A 17,871-nucleotide genomic window follows, 5' to 3' on the forward strand; every position below is an offset into this window, starting at 1 on the left:
CAGATTAACGTTGCAAACTCGGACCAGCTATGGAAATTTGAACACATTTAGTGAATTTCAGTCGTAATCAGTTCAAGAATTAAGTTGAGTTCTTTGAGTAAAGGTTGGTAATGCACTTCGGAAGTAGCATGACTTACCAAGTAAAACATTAAAATATTATTTTCAAATGCTACCGATTTTAAGAGGTTCAAATTGCTGATGTAATTTTCCTTCTTTAAAAAGTTGGTTTCTGAAGTTGCTGTTGAAGAAAGTTGAAAGATAGTTTTGATGCTATTTTGATCGGTTCTGAACATGTCTAACACACGATTTCGTTGTGCGCCAAGTTCTTTTTCTTGTTTCGAAATGTCTTTTAAAATAGCTTCCCAATTCGTCAAAAGTTTGCGCAAGGTATTGTTGGAAATGTCTTTTAAACTACCCGAATTGATCATTTCATTCAATAAAGAAGTGTTGGCGTTAAAATAAATATCATACGAAAATGAATGAAACAATAGTTCTGAAAAATCTTTTTCGGAAAGACTATCCGTTGGGTTATTGGTATACTTTAGAATCTTTTTTGCGCCTTCATAATTTTGTTTATTTACCTCAATAAGTTTAATGAGTTTGCGTTTGCTCGTTTCAAATTCACCTTTCAAACCTTTTAGATACGCTTGTTCTTTTGCTTCTAAAATGCTGCGCTCTTGGCTATTGTTGATGGAAACTGCAATGAGAATTCCGATGACTACCAAAATGATTTCTCCAACGGCATAGATGAGATACTTTCCAATTTTATTTTTTGAAACGGAATTTAGTCTGAATTTTCTAAAAAAACGCGCCATGACTTACTTGTGTAAATGTTTCACTTTCGTGGAAACTAAAGGTATTACTATTGCATTGGATTTCAAAACAAATTGAAATTTACAATCCAACATTTACAATTCAACATTTAGCATTTAGCATTTAAAATAACGTTTCCACTTCAGAAAGTACTTTGTATACCAAATGCGTTGGCAAACCAACAACATTGGTGTACGAACCTTCTATTCGTGCCACTTTGGTATAGCCAATCCATTCTTGAATGCCGTACGCACCTGCTTTGTCAAAGGGTTTGAAGTTGTTGACATAAAACCAAATTTCTTCATCAGATATTTCTTCAAAAGTAACTGTAGTGACTTCATGTACTACTTTTTGAGAAGTCGCGGTTGTAAAACAAACCGACGTAATAACATCATGACTTTTTCCGCTCATGGCAGCAATCATATCAAACGCTTCTTGTGCATTTTGCGGTTTTGCTAACGACGTATTTTCATGCCAAACCACCGTATCTGAAGTGACTAAAATGTCATTGTTTTGTAATTCATCTTTAAAAACGGACGCTTTTAATTTAGCAAGATAATCCGATATTTCGTGATGCTGTAAATGTTCAGGATACACTTCTTCTACAGATTTTAGACGGATTTCAAAATCGAGACCTAAATCTTTAAAAAACTGTTGTCTTCGCGGTGAGCCCGAAGCTAAAATAAGATGGTATTTGGAAGAAAGTGTGTCTAGCATAATTGTGTTATCAGAATAGAATATATTCAAAAGTTTCTAAGGATGTAAAATAATAAACAACGGTTGAAAGAATACCAAATAACATAATGAGTTTTAAAAGAAAAGACAGCATTCTGTATTCTCGTTTGGTATCGGCTTGCCAAATTTTAATGATGAAATAGAGTAGTGGTAAAAGAATCGTCACTAAAATATAAATCGTAATCACAGTTTGTCCTTGAAGATATTCGCTGATAGTATACAGGATGAAAATAATTAATATTCCTGCCAGAATCGCCACAATTTTAGTCACTCTATTTCTACCTAAAATGATCGGTAATGTATTGATTCCTGCATTGTAATCACCATTTACATCTTCAATGTCTTTGACCATTTCTCGTATCAAATTGATCAAAAAAGCAAAACTTGCATATATATATATATGGCAATGAGTGAAACTGAATTGAAAAAGTGAATATGTTTGCCCCGAACTGAACACTCTGTCTTAAAAGCAATTAAAATCAATATGCTACTCGCGACTAAGATTGAAACGATAATATTCCCCAAAATGGGAATTCCTTTCAAATAAGAACTATATAAAAATAGTAACAAAGCAATTCCGAGAAAAATGAAAGAAACCTGCCAATTATTGATCATAAAACTCACATAACTTCCCAAACCAATTCCTGTAAGATTGATTGCAATATACAGCGGAAATGCTTTTTTCTTGGATATAAATGTGCCAATAAACTGTTTGTGCGGTTTGTTGATGCGATCGGTTTGTACGTCAAAAATATCGTTGATTATATTTCCGCCAGCAGCAATAAAAACAGTAGCGAATACCACCAAAGAAAATAATTCTATAGAGATGTAATGATCAGGAAAGGGTAGAATCCAAAAAAAATAAAAAAGAAATTGCGTTAATGCAATCATGACTAAGTTAGGGAAACGAATGAGTTGTAGAAACTTTGCCATCAATAGTAGTTTTAATCGTACTTCGCATCAAAATCCTGATCCCAATTGCCTTGTACTTTCATCACTTGACGGATGACGTCTCTTGCGGCGCCTTTTCCACCATCGACATGCGAAATGTACTTGCAAATTTCCAATACCTCGTAAGCTGCATCTTGCGGACAACAAGACAAACCAACTTGCTTTAACACAGGAATATCCGGAATGTCATCGCCCATGTACAACACATGTTCTAGTTTGACGTTTTTTTGTGTCAAATATGCTTCCAATTGCACTATTTTTTGATGCGCGCCTAAGAAAATATCTGTAATGCCCAACCCTTGCAAACGCTTGCGAACACCTTCATTGGTTCCGCCAGAAATAATACACACATTATAGCCTTTGTTGACAGCCGCTTTGAGCGCGTAACCGTCTTTTATGTTCATTTTACGAAGCATTTCGCCTGATGAGGTTACGGTAACAGTTCCGTCAGTGAGTACGCCGTCTACATCAAAAATAAGCGTGGTAATGTCGTTTAAGTATACTTTATAGCTTTTCTCTTCCATAGGTTTTTGCAATTGATTGCGTGAGCAATGTATATATTTCTTTGTGAATGTCTGTATCTAATTTTGCTAAATGATCGTTAATTGTTTTTTCGTCGCCGCGTTTTGCAGGTCCCGTTTGTGCCATGTACGGCGTCAACGTATTTATTTTATTAGCAGTTTCTTGAATCAGCGGATGTAAAATGTGAAAAGGAACATGATTCGCTTCGCAAATTTCATGGGCAATTCGGTACAAATGATTGCTAAAATTATTCACAAAAACCGCAGAAACATGCAAGGCGCGACGCTGTTCAGAGCTAATTTTATACGAAGGACTTCCAATAGCTGTCGCGATGGTTTGCAAAAGTGTAAAATCGGCTTTTTCTCGTGCTTCCAAACAGAGCGGAATTGTAGAAAAATCTACTTTTTTACCTTTCGTAAAGGTTTGTAACGGATAAAATACGCCGCGACGGTTTTTTTTGTGCAACACATGCATACTGGCACTTCCTGAAGTATGTACCACCAAACGATCGGTAAATGGTAACTTATTAGAAACACTCGCAATAGCGTCATCCGACACTGCGATTATATACACAGCTGCTTCTAGCAAAGTTTTTAAGCTAGTCGTAGTTGCTACATTTTTAAAATACTGCAATGCTTTTTCTGAACGATTGTACACCTGAACTACCTTAATTTCTTCTGTAGCTTCAAACACTCTATATAAATGTTGTGCAATATTTCCAGCACCTAAAATAACCACCTTGATCATGCGGTAAAAATAACAACACTTTGTGATTTTTGAAACTTTTATACAAAATCATTCTACAGAGTTATTCACAAGAAAAATGACAAACATGAGCAATATCATATTTTAAAAAAAGAATAGTGCGCACATTTGTAAGGAATAAAAACAACAACACCATGACCTTATATACAAGATATTACGAAGAATTTCAAGATAAATACACCATGTACATTCCGCTAACCATTATTTTACAAAGTTGTTTGGGCGGCATTGCAGCGATGTACATTTTAATGAACGGATTAGATACCATTTCCAGTTTAATACAGCTAGGTTTCTGTGTCATTGTGACTTCATTTTACAATGCTTCTATTTTGGCGCAATTGAAAGGAAAATGGGTTTTCAATACGCTGATACTAAGTTTAGTGATGAGTGTCGTATTTATCTTGGTCAACGCATTATAGTTTTTAATAACACTTCATTTTCTTAGTTAATTTACAACTAGAAATACGCCAAACTCGGTCATTATAGCGGATTGAGTTTGGCTATTTTTTTACAAATCGGAAGTAAAACAAAATTTAATTCCTACCTTCCCAAGAAGTTCATTATATGAAACACGATATTCGCAATAGAGTAGATGTATACGTATTGGTAGATACATTTTACAAAAAAATCCGAAAAGATGCAGTACTCGGTCCTATCTTCAATGGTCATATTACGGATTGGAGTGAGCATTTAATTCATTTGACCGACTTTTGGGAAAGCAATTTGTTTTTTGTGAATAAATACAAAGGAAATCCATTGGAGAAACATATTGAAGTTGATGCTGCCGTGTCACATAGTATTTCGGAAAAGCACTTTGGAATATGGCTCAATCACTGGATTCAAACCTTAGATGAACTCTATGAAGGCGACAAAGTCAACATTGCTAAAAACCGCGCTCGAAAAATGGGCACTTTCATTTATGTCAAATTATTTGAAGCCAGAAAAATCACTTAAAAAACACTTCCCTTAGAATATTTGTAAATAAGCGTAAATAGAATGTTAAATAGACACTAAATTGTGTAAAATGCCGTATTTTTGCATGCAGAAATTTTGATGTAAAAGAAAACGCAACACAATGGGTAATTTCTTAAAGAAAATTCTCTTCTCTACACGATTAATGGCTCTCCTTTTTTTCGCTTATGCGTTAGCCATGGGAATAGGAACTTTTGTTGAAAGTGAATACAGTACCACAACCGCTAAAATGTGGATATACAACGCCTGGTGGTTTGAATTAATCTTATTGATGTTCATGATTAATTTTTGTGGAAATATTTTTCGGTATCGCTTGCTTCGGAAGGAAAAATGGGCAACCTTACTAATTCACTTATCTTTTATTTTTATCATTCTAGGTGCGTTTGTCACACGATATATCAGTTATGAAGGTGTGATGCCTATTCGTGAAGGCGCGACAGAAAATACCTTTCTTTCCGAAAAAACATACATTAAAGCCTTGGTAGATGGCGAAATTAATGGACAACCGAGAAGGCGAACGTTAAAAGGTGATTATCTCATTTCTACAGAAGGAATTTCACCAACAACGTGGATGCAAGAAGGTTTTCCTTGGAATAAAGACTTTAACGGACAAGAATTTACCATTGATTACAAAGGATTCATCAAAGGTGCAGAAGAAGGAATTGTACCCGATGAAAATGGTATAGAATACTTGAAAATTGTAGAATCTGGTGGTGGAAATCGCCACAATCACTTTTTGGAAGCTGGAGCCAAAGCACAAAGCATTCACAATATTTTAATGACGTACAACAATCCTGTAGATGGCGCCATTAATATTATGAGTGATGAATATGGAAATTATACCATAAAAAGTCCGTTTGAAGGGGAAAATATGATCATGCAAACGCGTCAAACGAACAAGGTACTTAAAGACAGTTTGCAACGTTTTCAAATTCGTTCGCTATACAATTTAGCAGGTTTGCAATTTGTGATTCCAGAACCTGCCGTCAAAGGAAAAATTGGTGTCGTTGAAACGTCTGAAAAACTCAAAGATCAAGCAAATGCCGTTATTTTAGAAGTTTCCTCCAACGGAGAAACCGAAGAAATTCGTGTGATGGGTGGAAAAGGATACGACATGGCGCCTATAAAAACAACGATCGGCGGACTCGATTTTTGGCTGTCGTATGGCGCAGAAAAATTAAAACTTCCGTTCAGCATCAAACTGAACGATTTTATTGCAGAACGCTATCCAGGAACTGTCGGGCAAGGCGGTTACAAATCGTTTATGAGCAAAGTGACGCTGATAGAAAATAAAGAGCCCGTATATGATTATGATATTTATATGAATCACATTATGGATCATGGCGGTTACAGATTCTTCCAAGCACAGTTTGACAGAGATGAAAAAGGAACCATTCTTTCCGTAAGTCATGATTATTGGGGAACAAACATCACGTATTTGGGCTATTTCTTACTATACTTTGCGTTGATGGCCATTTTATTTGATAAAAACACACGTTTTGGCGATTTGAAAAAACAATTGGAAAAAATTAAAAATAGAAAAGCAAAACTGTTTACGGCAATCGCATTGCTATTCAGTTTGGGAACATTTGCACAAGAAACTTCGACACAAGTAGATTCTACACAAACAAAAACTACGAAGCAAGTAGAAAAAGGACATGAAGGTCACAATCATGCGCCAGGCGAAGGACATGATCATGAAATTGTAGAACGATCGGTTTCAGCGAAGCAAATAGATTCTATCATTGTGGCAAATGCAGTTCCACAAGCACATGCGGATAAATTTGCACGTTTGGTCATTCAAGATGAAGACGGACGTATGAAGCCAATGCACACATACGCTCGAGAGTTGATTCGTAAATTAAGCAAGTCAAACACGTATCAAGGTTTATCGGCAGAACAAGTATTGATCTCTATGTTACAATATCCACAAATGTGGTACAATGCGAACATCATCAGTATAAAAAGTAGAAAACACGACAGTATTCGTAAAATTATCGGTATTGAAAAAAGTGACAAGTATGCGTCGATGTTGGACTTTTTCACCCCAAGAAACGAATACAAACTGAATGCATATACAGAAGATGCGTACAAGACCAACACGCCGAATCAGTATCAAAAAGCCATTAAAGAATACGATTTAAAACTTGGTTTGCTTAGTAGAGCGATTCAAGGAGATATCATCAAAGTTTTTCCGCTTCCAGATCATGAAAATAACAAGTGGATTTCAGATAAAAATTATGCAGACAATCCAGGTGAAGGTTTTCAACCGAAAGATTCGCTGTATGAGAAATATGTGAAAAATGCCATAAAAGTCTATGCGATTCTCTTAAACGAAGCAAATAGAACGGGCGATTATACGGAAGCTGATAAAATGGTAGAAAGCTTGCGCAACCGTCAAAAAGAATTTGGAAGTGCTGTATTGCCTGCGGATGCACAAATAGAAACTGAAATAGTCTACAATAAGGTCAATATTTTTGAACGTCTAATGATGTATTATTTGTTTGTCGGTTTCTTAATGTTTGTCTTTATCATTGTACAAATTTTCAAAGACCGAAAAGGCATTCGTGCTGCGATCAATATTTCCAAATGGCTCGTAATCGGTCTGTTTGCCTTGCATACTGCGGGACTCATAGCACGTTGGTATCTTTCCGGACATGCGCCGTGGAGTGATGCGTACGAATCTATGATTTACGTAGCTTGGGCAACGATGTTGTTTGGATTGTTATTTGGACGAAAATCTGACTTAACCATTTCAGCCACCACTTTTGTCGTTGCCATGGTTTTATGGGGCGCACACATGAATTGGCTCGATCCAGATATTGCCAACTTACAACCTGTATTAGATAGTTATTGGTTGTTGATTCACGTTGCCGTGATTGTGGCAAGTTATGGACCGTTTGCCTTAGCGATGATTTTAGGGATCGTGTCGTTATTGCTCATTATTTTAACGAATACGGAGAACAAAAAACGCATGGAACTCAACTTAAAAGAAATCACGATCATCAATGAAATGGCGATTACCGTCGGTTTGGTTATGTTGACCATTGGAAACTTCCTTGGTGGAATGTGGGCAAATGAAAGTTGGGGACGTTATTGGGGCTGGGATCCAAAAGAAACGTGGGCGTTAATTAGCATTATGGTCTATGCATTTGTATTGCACATGCGTTTGGTACCAGGATTGCGCGGACGTTGGTTTTTCAATTGGATGGCAATTGCGGCATTCGGATCAATTTTATTTACCTATTTTGGGGTGAATTTCGTTTTGAGCGGATTGCACTCGTATGCCACAGGAGACGCCGTGTTAGGTCCAAAATTTGTGATCATTGCAACCATCGTTTGGTTAGCGTATGGTGCGTTGAGTTATTGGCGATACCAAATACATTATAAGCGCAAGAAATCTATTAATTAGTGTTTAGATTCTAGTATTGAGAATTGAGCTACTAGTATTGAGTTGTTTCTATGGTTCGTTTGCGGAGCGTGACAATCTGTTCGTTTCAAAAACAATTCGCGGTATGATTTTGACAGATTACCACGTCACTATCGTTCCTCGTAAAGACGTTTCAAAGGATTAATATTTGGTGTTTCCAAGCACTTCTCAATACAAAATTTCATACTAAAATTTCACACGAAGAGACGTTTTGTTATTTGAAGATGCCTATAATTAAAGAAGCTCTCCTCCGATACGTCTTTGCGAAAATTTTAAAAAAATTTGTGGCAATCTGTTTGTTTTAAAGTCAATTTGCGGTATGATTTTGACAGATTACCACGTCACTATCGTTCCTCGTAAAGACGTTTCAAAGCATTAATATTTGGTATTTCCAAGTACTTCTCGATACAAAATTTTATACTAAAATTTCACTCGAAGAGACGGTTTGTTATTTGAAGATATGGCGTTTCTAAGGACACAGCAATTCAACATTCAACATTTAAAATTTATCATTTCCAAGTACTTCTCGATACAAAATTTCATACTAAAATTTCACTCGAAGAGACGTTTTGTTATTTGAAGATAAGGCGTTTCTAAGGACACAGCAATTCAACATTCAACATTTAAAATTTATCATTTCCAAGCACTTCTCGATACAAAATTTTATACTAAAATTTCACTCGAAGAGACGTTTTGTTATTTGAAGACGTCTATAATTTAAGAAGCTCTCCTCCGATACGTCTTTGCGAAAATTTTGAAAAAATTTGTGGCAATCTGTTCGTTTTAAAAACAATTCGCGGTATGATTTTGACAGATTACCACGTCACTATCGTTCCTCGTAAAGACGTTTCAAAGGATTAATATTTGGTATTTCCAAGTACTTCTCGATACAAAATTTTATACTAAAATTTCACTCGAAGAGACGTTTTGTTATTTGAAGATGCCTATAATTTAAGAATCTCTCCTCCGATACGTCTTTGCGAAAATTTTGAAAAAATTTGTGGCAATCTGTTCGTTTTAAAAACAATTCGCTGTATGATTTTGACAGATTACCACGTCACTATTGTTCCTCGTAAAGACGTTTCAGAGGATTAATATTTGGTATTTCCAAGTACTTCTCGATACTAAATTCTTGCAGAATTTAACTCGAAGTGACGTTTTGTAACTCGATGAAAAAAAGGTTCATAGAACGAAGCAATTCAACATTCAACATTTAAAATTTAAAATTTATCATTTAGAGTTCCCTACTGTTCCAACCATTTTCGAAAATCAGAAGTTGTAGACGAACTTGTCATGACTTTTTCCTTAATACCAGATAACTGAATGAGCAAGCGGTTTTTGAAATGACTTTCAATGTTTTCAATGTATTCAATATGTGCGATTTGACTTCGGTTGATGCGGAAAAACTTCAAAGGATTGAGCATTTGTTGAATGGTTCCTAAATTATGAGAAATCGGATGTTTTTTGCCTTTCGAATCTATCGCCATACAAAAATCGCCCGAAGCTTCTATCAAACTAATATCACTCACATTTAACAACTGAATGCCTTTTGATTTTTTGATGACAAATCGTTTTTTGTAATTGGTTTCTTCTTGTTTCAACGCCGATTTCAGCATCGTAATTGTATCGTTATGAATCGGTTGGAAACTCTCTGATTTAAAGAACGACTGAAATTTATCCAACGCTTGCCGAATGTCTTCTTGCGTATACGGTTTTAAAATATAGGCGATTCCATTGGAGCGAAACGCTTCAAATAAATATTCGTCATGTGCCGAACAGAAAATGATGGGACAGTCAATTTTTACAGTATTGAATACATCAAACGAAATTCCGTCTAATAATTGAATGTCAGACAGAATAAAGTCATACGTTTCTTGTGCTAAAAAAGTACGTGCTTTTTCCGTAGAACGCGCCCAATCATACTGAAACGCTTGGGTAAAATAACTTTCCAAATTGGTCAATAGTTTTTCGTAAGCAGGAATTTCATCTTCTAAAATTAATATGCGCATTCAAATATGATTTAAGATTCTTCACTCAGTTTTATAATAGGAATTTTGACTACAAATTTTTCTATGGTATCCGTAATTTCTGGTTTTTGATCAGATAATAATTGATAACGATATTCCAAATTCTTTAAACCAGTTCCCAACGAATTTTCATTTGGTTTTAAGATACTTTTGGTATTCTGCACGGTTAACCAATCTGCATCAATAACGATTTTTGCTTTGATGACTTTTCCATGTTGTGAACGATTGTGTTTTGCAATATTTTCCAGCAAGGTTTGAATTGCGCCCGTAGGTACAAATTTATTTTCAATGGATACGTTTTTCGTAATTGTAAAATCGTAATCGTCGCCAAAACGCGTCTTAATCAAAAAGATATAATTTTCAGCCAATTCGAGTTCTTCGCTCAATTCCATGACTTCCGCATCTTTTGTTTGAATTAAATAGCGATAAATGAGCGACAAACGATTCAAATATTCTTTCGCTTTCTCCGTATCGCTGTCAATTAAGGCATCTAGCGTGTTCAAATTATTAAATAAAAAGTGCGGACTGATTTGCGAACGCAACAATTTCAATTCGTTTTCCTTTTGTTTTTCCTTAATATTCCCAAATAAAATTTGATTTTCGTAATATTTCTTCGCGAGTAGCAAGCCAAAAGGCAACCCAATACTTTGTGCTGAATCCGAAATATAATTAAGTACTTGCTGAAATCCGTATTCAAACTTTCCCCAATCGTGACCACCACTGTAATGTCCTATGACATCTTCCCAAAATCCTGCTAATATTAACACCAACAATGTCCAAAATGTAAACTGAAAATATTTTTTATTTTTCAAGATATAGCTGGGAAGTAACCAATATAAGAAGAGGTAAATGATCAAAATATCAACAATGACAAAAGACGGAATGTCTAAAAAGAATTCAATTAGTTCATGTTTTCGGTTGGCGTACTCATAGATTGCCATGAGTACAGATACACCATAATAAATGACGAGCAGCATGTAATCCGATCTGTTGAGTTTTACGTTCATTTTCTTTAGACGTTAGGTTTTTTGTGTTGGGTTTTGGTCTTTTTTTGCTTTTGCTATTTTGTACAATTACCTTTAAAATTTATCATTTTACATTTTGAGTTTCTTAGTACTTCTCGATACAATTTTTCTTTGAAAAATCACTCGAAGTGACGTTTTGTGATTCGATGGTGTTTTTTATAAAAAACCTTTGATTCGTCATTGCGATCTACAACTTGATTGGAGCGTGGCAATCTGTTCGTTTCATAAACAATTTGCTGTATGATTTCGACAGATTACCACGTCACTATCGTTCCTCGTAAAGACGTTTCATTGACATTCAATATTCAACATTTAAAATTTATCATTTTCAAGTACTTCTCGATACTAAATTCTTGCAGAATTTAACTCGAAGTGACGTTTTGTAATTCGATGGTGTTTTTTATAAAAAACCTTTGATTCGTCATTGCGATCTCCAACTTGATTGGAGCGTGGCAATCTGTTCGTTTCATAAACAATTTGCTGTATGATTTCGACAGATTACCACGTCACTATCGTTCCTCGTAAAGACGTTTCATTGACATTCAACATTCAACATTTATCATTTCAAATTCACTGTTGCGTTTTAATACGATCTACTTCGTCGCCAGCACTGTTTTTTCTGTTTTTCTTTTTGTTGTATTTTTTTCCAAAACTATAACTCAGTTGTAAAAATACATTTCTACGTGGAAAATCACTGATAATATTGGCATTTACATTGTCGTAATTGATAGCTCCGTTGAATTTACGGTCTAAAATTTCTTCCAATTCAACGCTGACTTTCAATTGATCGTTCATAAATTTTTTGCTAAATGCGATGTCCAATCCAGCAATCCACTCAAACTCTATTTGTCCTTCAAATCCGCCCGAAGTATAGTATCCAGAAACTTCGGATTGAATTCCCCAAGGTAATTTATATTCAGCACTAGTAAACCATGTCATGTTCCACTTTTTATTGTCTAATACTGGCGTGAGTTCTTCCGACATGAATCGGTTGTAATTTACAATCACTCCAGTATATCCTTCCAAACCTTTTACAAAACTCAACGGCGCAAACAAGCTAAAACTCCAGTTTTCATTTTTTGCCAAGTTAATTACGGAACGAGACGTTTCAGAAGTAGCATCATTTTGTGAAATCAATTCGAATAGTGTATCGTCTGTTTTATTGTAGCTTACGCTGAAAAACGGCTGATTCTCATACGTTAAATTGAAACGAAAACTATTCGTCAACGCAGGTCTTAGTGTAGGATTTCCTTGTTCAAAAGTAAACGGATCGTAGTAATATACAAACGGATTTAGGGTGGAATAGGACGGACGCTGAATTCGGTAACTGTATGCTACATTTGCCGCCAATTCTTCTGTAATATTTCGTGTAATGCTCAAACTTGGAAAGAATTTTGCAATTGTTCTATTCAAAGAAGTATTTAAGTTTTGTGAAGTTCCTATAGTTTCACTTTGTTCCCAACGCAATCCGCCAGAAAATGCCCAATCTTCCAACTTTACATTCACTTTTGCGTATGCCGCCATGATGTCTTCGTCAATTAAAAAGCGATTGGTTTGGTTTGGATTGTCAACAAATTCACCAGTATTTGTTTGCACTAACGATTGTAGATCGCTGTCAGAATCTACATTAGAATATTTCAATCCAGCATGCACCGAAATATTGTCATTTACGGTACGTTTGTAATCGGCTTGATACGCATAAATAGTATAATCGGCATCTTGAAAATACCGTTGATTGTCATAATTAACCATGCTTTGTCCTGTTTGAAACAGATTGTTTTCGTTGGTCGATTTGTAATCTACATAATTAAAATCGAGTGTCAATTTGTTTACTTCATCATCAAATTCATAATACGGATTGATCACGTATAATTCCCAGTCGCGCTCAAATCTATTGTCCGTTTCTAGCATGTCCAATGTTCCATTGCTGGTAATATTAGTGATGTTGTCCGTGACACGATTAGAAGCCGTTCTTGTGTGTCGAACGCTCATTCCCGCTGTATGTTTTTTATTGATGTAATAATCCAATCCAGCATTCAAGCGTAACGTATTTGGATCAAACGGTGAACGCGAAAACTGATCGTACACATCGTCTCCAACACGACGAATAATTTGTAAATCTTCTCGCCAAGAGCCACGTGAATAACTCGCGCCAGCTTGCCAATTGATTTTTCCTTTAAAACTGGCAATCGAAGCACTTTTTCGGAAGGTAAAATCATCCACATAACCGATCATACTTTTCAACGTTCCGTAGGTTCCTAATTTTACATTTTTCTTTAAAATAATATTGATCAACGCGCCAGCACCATCCGCATCGTATTCCGCACCAGGCTGTTGAATGAGTTCTACTTTTGCAATATTATCAGCAGGCATTTCGCGCAACAGCGTTTGCATGTCCATATAATTTGTTTGTTTTCCGTTGATAAGAATGCGAATATTGCTTTGTCCGGCATAACTCAAATTATTTCCTGTAACCAAAACACCTGGAATTTTTTTTACGATATCGCGCACATTGGAATTTACCATTTCAGAATTTTCCAGATTCACCACTAATTTCTCTGCATTTTGCGTGATGACAGGTTTTTTAGCAACAACCAGCACTTCATCTAAACTTTCAGGAATGTCTTCTTTTAGGATAAAATCGAATGTAACATTCTTTGTCGTATCAATATTCAGTACAATAGAGCGTTCGGTTTTGTAGCCAAACAAAGAAGCTTCTACGACATACGTTCCGTTTTTTACATTGGAAAATGTATACGTTCCGTTTTCTTCTACAATGACCGCTTTTAGTGCGGTATTGCTGTTGTTTTCATATAACACAACATTTGAAAATGATAACGGTTGTTTGGCGTTGTCCATCACGTTTCCAGTGATTGTACTTTGTGCCATCACGCTGTAGCTTCCTAATAATAAAATAATGTGTAGTAAAGTTTTTAACATAACTGTTTGTTTTTTGCTGTTCGTTTTTTTTGATGTACAAATATGTTTCAGAATCTATATATACAAAAGGAGATTCTGTCGAATTGGGATAAAAACAGGTTGAATTGGGGATGTTTTTCGGTTGAATTTATAAAGATGTGAAAGCATAAGAATGTAGGGTTTTCTCATGTTTTCTAGCTTTTAGGAATGATTTTACAATAATTCTATTAAAAAGCAATGCCAACCTCTTTTTAAGGTTAAAACGTCGTTTTTATGAAATATGTTAAAAAATAAAAAGTCAGAATTATCATAGAATTTTTGATTACATTTATTTGCGTCAGATTTTACACTGATACATTGTTTTATTTAGTGTAATTTGTTGTGCCAAAAATTAAGAACCTATAAATGATGTAATCATGAAAAAACAAATTTTAAGTATTGGAAAAGTATTAAGTAAAAAGGAGCAGAGCGCCATAAATGGTGGAATCGTTTTGCCAACACCAATCGATTTTCCATGTGAAGAACCAGTATTACCTGCGCCACCAATTGGATGTAACTATGTAAAGATTGGACCATGCAGATACAAACTAGTATGTTTTCAGGCTACTCCATACTAAGTTGAACAGAAAGAAGCTAACTAAGAAAGTGATCATGATAGATTAAAAGAAGCAATTTGTCAAATTATTTTCTAGAGCATAACTGATAATACCAAAAATTACAAACCTTTAAATTATTAATCTTTAAATCATTAAACCATGAAAAAACAAATTTTAAGCATTGGGAAAGTGCTAAGCAAAGAAGAACAAAAAGCTATTAATGGAGGTGCAATTTCGCTTCCATTTGATGAATGTCCAATAGTACTATTAGCGGCTCCGCCAATAGGTTGTCGCTATGTAACAGTTCCAACAAAACCATGTCCTACTTACAAGTTAGTTTGTGACGATTTTACAGCGTACTAAATCTAATTTAGAAACCTGAAATAAGCCTTCTCTAGCAATGGAGAAGGTTTTTTTAGGCTTATTCTTTTCGCAGCCAACCAACAATTTTATCATTTGTAATTTTCCAGCGGTTATTTTCTTGGAGTAAATCATACGTTTCACGAGAACTAGAAAATGGTCCTGCATTTTGTTGAATGATCGTCACTGTATTTTCGGTTACTTCCATCACAATGGCAACATGTCCAAACGAATTGTACCAAGAAGTTTGAAACACCAAAAGATCGTTTACTTTCGGTTTGGAGCTGCTTCCGTTGGTATATTGGAGTAAATTTCGTTGTGTATTTTTTTGCCCATCTTTTAGTTTTGGATTAAAAAAATCTTTAGCATGTCCGTAACTATCAGGCATTTTATGTTGTAAATGTTCATAGTAATAGCGTTTAACAAATTCAACACATTGATATTGCAATCCTAAATTATAACCATCTTTGGTTACGTTTCGTTTTTCTACATTACTTACAGCACCGTTGTAATATACAATTACGTTGTTGAAAGAGTCTAATTGTTCACCAATGCTTCTAAATGGATTTAGATTTACATATTGAGACAATTTCAACAATCCAACACATAATACAAGAAATACAAATATGTAGCGTAGTTTTCGTTTCATGCTTAAAAAATAGTGAATTTCCAATCTATGGAAAGTAATTACAAAAGGAATAAAATTAGAAACGATATCAAAATATAATACGCTATTTATCCAGATTTTAGGGTTGAGTTGTAACGCTAATAAGCGTATATTTGCAGTCTTATGCAAGCAAATAAACTTTCAGATTGGTTACCAACAACGAAACGCGAAGTAAAAATTCGAGGTTGGGAAGAATTAGATGTGATTCTATTTAGTGGAGACGCGTATGTAGATCATCCTTCATTTGGCCCAGCTGTCATTGGTCGTATTTTAGAAAGTTATGGCTTAAAAGTTGCCATTGTGCCGCAACCAAGTGTACACGATGATTTGCAGGATTTTACCAAACTAGGAATTCCAAAATTGTTTTTCGGAATTACAGGCGGTTGTATGGATCCGATGGTAAGCAATTATACAGCGAGCAAAAAACGCAGAGATAAAGATGCCTACACGCCCAATGGTGACAAAGGTTTCCGTCCAGATTATGCAACTTCTGTCTATTCAAACATACTAAAAGAAAAATTTCCAGATGTTCCTGTGTTAATCGGAGGAATTGAAGCTTCTTTACGCCGTGTAACACATTACGATTATTGGAGCGATAAACTGTTGCCCACTATTTTAGAAACCTCCAAAGCTGATATGTTGGTCTACGGAATGGGAGAACAACCGTTGCGCGAAGTGGTAAAACTATTGCAAAAAGGAGTGCCTTTTTCAAGTTTAAGAACCATACAACAAACCGCTTTTTTGGTAGATAAAAATGAGCGCATTCCTAAAAATAAAAATTGGGAAGATGTCGAAATTCATTCGCATGATGTTTGTTTAAAGAATAAGAAAAAATTTGCGTCTAACTTTAAAGTGATCGAGCAAGAATCAAACAAACTGAAAGCAAGACGAATTTTTCAAGGTGTAAACGATAAAACATTGGTGATAAATCCGCCATATCCTACGATGACCGAAAAGGAGATTGATGCTTCTTTCGATTTACCGTACACGCGTTTGCCACATCCAAAATACAACAAACGTGGACCGATTCCTGCGTTTGAAATGATAAAAACGTCCATCAACATTCATCGTGGTTGTTTTGGTGGTTGTAGTTTCTGCACCATTTCTGCACATCAAGGAAAATTTATTGCAAGTCGCAGCAAAGAATCTATATTAAGAGAAGTGGATAAAGTTGCCAATATGCCCGATTTTAAAGGCTATTTGTCAGATATTGGTGGCCCATCTGCGAATATGTATCAAATGAAAGGAAAAGTACAATCTATCTGCGATAAATGTGTCGCACCTTCTTGTATTTCGCCCGTAATTTGCAGCAATTTAGATACATCTCATAAACCATTAACTGAATTATATCAAGCAGTAGACAGTCATCCGAAAGTAAAAAAATCATTCATTGGAAGCGGAATTCGTCACGACATGTTAGTGCCAGAATTCAACAAAAATGCAGATCCAAAAGAATTGGATGATTACACCGAAGAAGTGATGACAAAACACGTTTCTGGACGTTTAAAAGTAGCACCAGAACACACGTCGGATCCTGTTTTGAAGTTGATGCGAAAACCATCTTTTGAATATTTCCATAAGTTTAAAGAACGTTTTGACAGAATCAACCTAAAGAAGAAATTAAAACTTCAGTTGATTCCGTATTTTATTTCAAATCATCCAGCTTGTGAAGTCGAAGACATGGCAAATTTGGCTGCCGAAACCAAAGATATGGGCTTTCAGTTAGAGCAAGTTCAAGGGTTTACACCAACGCCCATGACGGTTGCAACGGTTATTTATTACAGCGGATATCATCCGTATACGTTGAAGCCAACCAAAACGCCAAAATCTAGAAAAGAAAAAGAAGAACAACATCGTTTTTTCTTTTGGTATAAAAAGGAAAACAAAGGTTGGATTCGCAAGACACTTGGGAAACTCGGAAGAAAAGATTTGGTAGAAGCATTGGTGCCTGAAGAAGAAACGAATACGTGGAAAAGCATCAAACCTAAAAAAGTCAATAACACGTTTGACAATGCGATTCCTGCGCATCATGCGCGTTCTAAAAAGAAGCACAAATCCAGAAAAAAACGACGTTAAATCACAAGTTCAT

16 protein-coding genes are annotated in these 17,871 nt (G+C 35.4%); 6 read left to right on the forward strand and 10 right to left on the reverse strand.

Annotation, left to right across the window (positions count from 1 at the left end):
• Positions 1-47: 47 nt before the first annotated feature.
• The 6 genes from KORDIASMS9_RS13985 to KORDIASMS9_RS14010 form a co-directional block, all read right to left on the reverse strand.
• Positions 48-815 (reverse strand): DUF6090 family protein, encoded by a 768-nt coding sequence (locus KORDIASMS9_RS13985; RefSeq protein WP_114903434.1) that lies wholly within the window; start codon positions 813-815, stop codon positions 48-50.
• Between the two features lie 121 nt (positions 816-936).
• A complete protein-coding gene (locus KORDIASMS9_RS13990) occupies positions 937-1,530 on the reverse strand; it encodes a Maf-like protein (protein ID WP_114903435.1) in 594 nt (197 codons plus the stop codon).
• A gap of 10 nt (positions 1,531-1,540) precedes the next feature.
• Entirely contained in the window at positions 1,541-1,900 is a 360-nt protein-coding gene (locus KORDIASMS9_RS13995) for a UbiA family prenyltransferase (RefSeq protein WP_240321053.1), read from the reverse strand.
• A 17-nt stretch (positions 1,901-1,917) separates the two neighbouring features.
• Positions 1,918-2,481: a UbiA family prenyltransferase gene (locus KORDIASMS9_RS14000; protein ID WP_114903437.1), complete on the reverse strand. Its 564-nt coding sequence runs from the start codon at positions 2,479-2,481 to the stop codon at positions 1,918-1,920.
• Positions 2,482-2,492: 11 nt separating this feature from the next.
• The gene (locus KORDIASMS9_RS14005; RefSeq protein ID WP_114903438.1) at positions 2,493-3,023 is read right to left on the reverse strand and encodes an HAD family hydrolase; all 531 of its coding nucleotides are present in this window, start codon (positions 3,021-3,023) and stop codon (positions 2,493-2,495) included.
• On the reverse strand, positions 3,004-3,768 hold the full coding sequence (locus KORDIASMS9_RS14010) for a Rossmann-like and DUF2520 domain-containing protein (protein ID WP_114903439.1): 765 nt from the start codon (positions 3,766-3,768) through the stop codon (positions 3,004-3,006). Before KORDIASMS9_RS14010 ends, KORDIASMS9_RS14005 begins: the two co-directional genes overlap by 20 nt.
• A gap of 152 nt (positions 3,769-3,920) precedes the next feature.
• Here KORDIASMS9_RS14010 and KORDIASMS9_RS14015 point away from each other — a divergent pair, with 152 nt between their 5' ends.
• From KORDIASMS9_RS14015 to ccsA, 3 genes are all read left to right on the forward strand, one after another.
• Positions 3,921-4,205, forward strand: coding sequence for a hypothetical protein (locus KORDIASMS9_RS14015; protein ID WP_114903440.1), 285 nt, complete (start codon positions 3,921-3,923; stop codon positions 4,203-4,205).
• 145 nt (positions 4,206-4,350) lie between these two features.
• A complete protein-coding gene (locus KORDIASMS9_RS14020; protein WP_114903441.1) occupies positions 4,351-4,740 on the forward strand; it encodes a group III truncated hemoglobin in 390 nt (129 codons plus the stop codon).
• A 121-nt stretch (positions 4,741-4,861) separates the two neighbouring features.
• Positions 4,862-8,170: a cytochrome c biogenesis protein CcsA gene (gene ccsA / locus KORDIASMS9_RS14025; RefSeq protein WP_205317993.1), complete on the forward strand. Its 3,309-nt coding sequence runs from the start codon at positions 4,862-4,864 to the stop codon at positions 8,168-8,170.
• A 1,262-nt stretch (positions 8,171-9,432) separates the two neighbouring features.
• Here the strand turns inward: ccsA and KORDIASMS9_RS14030 are convergent.
• The 3 genes from KORDIASMS9_RS14030 to KORDIASMS9_RS14040 form a co-directional block, all read right to left on the reverse strand.
• The gene (locus KORDIASMS9_RS14030; RefSeq protein ID WP_114903443.1) at positions 9,433-10,197 is read right to left on the reverse strand and encodes a LytTR family DNA-binding domain-containing protein; all 765 of its coding nucleotides are present in this window, start codon (positions 10,195-10,197) and stop codon (positions 9,433-9,435) included.
• 11 nt (positions 10,198-10,208) lie between these two features.
• A complete protein-coding gene (locus KORDIASMS9_RS14035) occupies positions 10,209-11,222 on the reverse strand; it encodes a sensor histidine kinase (RefSeq protein ID WP_114903444.1) in 1,014 nt (337 codons plus the stop codon).
• Positions 11,223-11,810: 588 nt separating this feature from the next.
• Positions 11,811-14,180, reverse strand: a complete 2,370-nt coding sequence (locus tag KORDIASMS9_RS14040; RefSeq protein WP_114903445.1) for an outer membrane beta-barrel protein — start codon at positions 14,178-14,180, stop codon at positions 11,811-11,813.
• Positions 14,181-14,575: 395 nt separating this feature from the next.
• Between KORDIASMS9_RS14040 and KORDIASMS9_RS14045 the strand changes: the two genes are divergently transcribed.
• Together KORDIASMS9_RS14045 and KORDIASMS9_RS14050 are read left to right on the forward strand one after the other, a co-directional pair.
• Positions 14,576-14,776, forward strand: a complete 201-nt coding sequence (locus tag KORDIASMS9_RS14045) for a hypothetical protein (RefSeq protein ID WP_114903446.1) — start codon at positions 14,576-14,578, stop codon at positions 14,774-14,776.
• A gap of 138 nt (positions 14,777-14,914) precedes the next feature.
• On the forward strand, positions 14,915-15,118 hold the full coding sequence (locus tag KORDIASMS9_RS14050; protein WP_114903447.1) for a hypothetical protein: 204 nt from the start codon (positions 14,915-14,917) through the stop codon (positions 15,116-15,118).
• Positions 15,119-15,176: 58 nt separating this feature from the next.
• Here KORDIASMS9_RS14050 and KORDIASMS9_RS14055 read toward each other — a convergent pair whose 3' ends face one another.
• Positions 15,177-15,764 carry a CHAP domain-containing protein gene (locus tag KORDIASMS9_RS14055; RefSeq protein ID WP_114903448.1) on the reverse strand — a complete coding sequence of 196 codons (588 nt, stop codon included), beginning with the start codon at positions 15,762-15,764 and terminating at the stop codon, positions 15,177-15,179.
• 141 nt (positions 15,765-15,905) lie between these two features.
• Here KORDIASMS9_RS14055 and KORDIASMS9_RS14060 point away from each other — a divergent pair, with 141 nt between their 5' ends.
• Positions 15,906-17,858, forward strand: coding sequence for a YgiQ family radical SAM protein (locus KORDIASMS9_RS14060; protein ID WP_114903449.1), 1,953 nt, complete (start codon positions 15,906-15,908; stop codon positions 17,856-17,858).
• The last annotated feature ends 13 nt before the right edge of the window (positions 17,859-17,871 follow it).

Origin of the sequence: Kordia sp. SMS9, from assembly GCF_003352465.1 — a bacterium.
GTDB lineage: Bacteria > Bacteroidota > Bacteroidia > Flavobacteriales > Flavobacteriaceae > Kordia.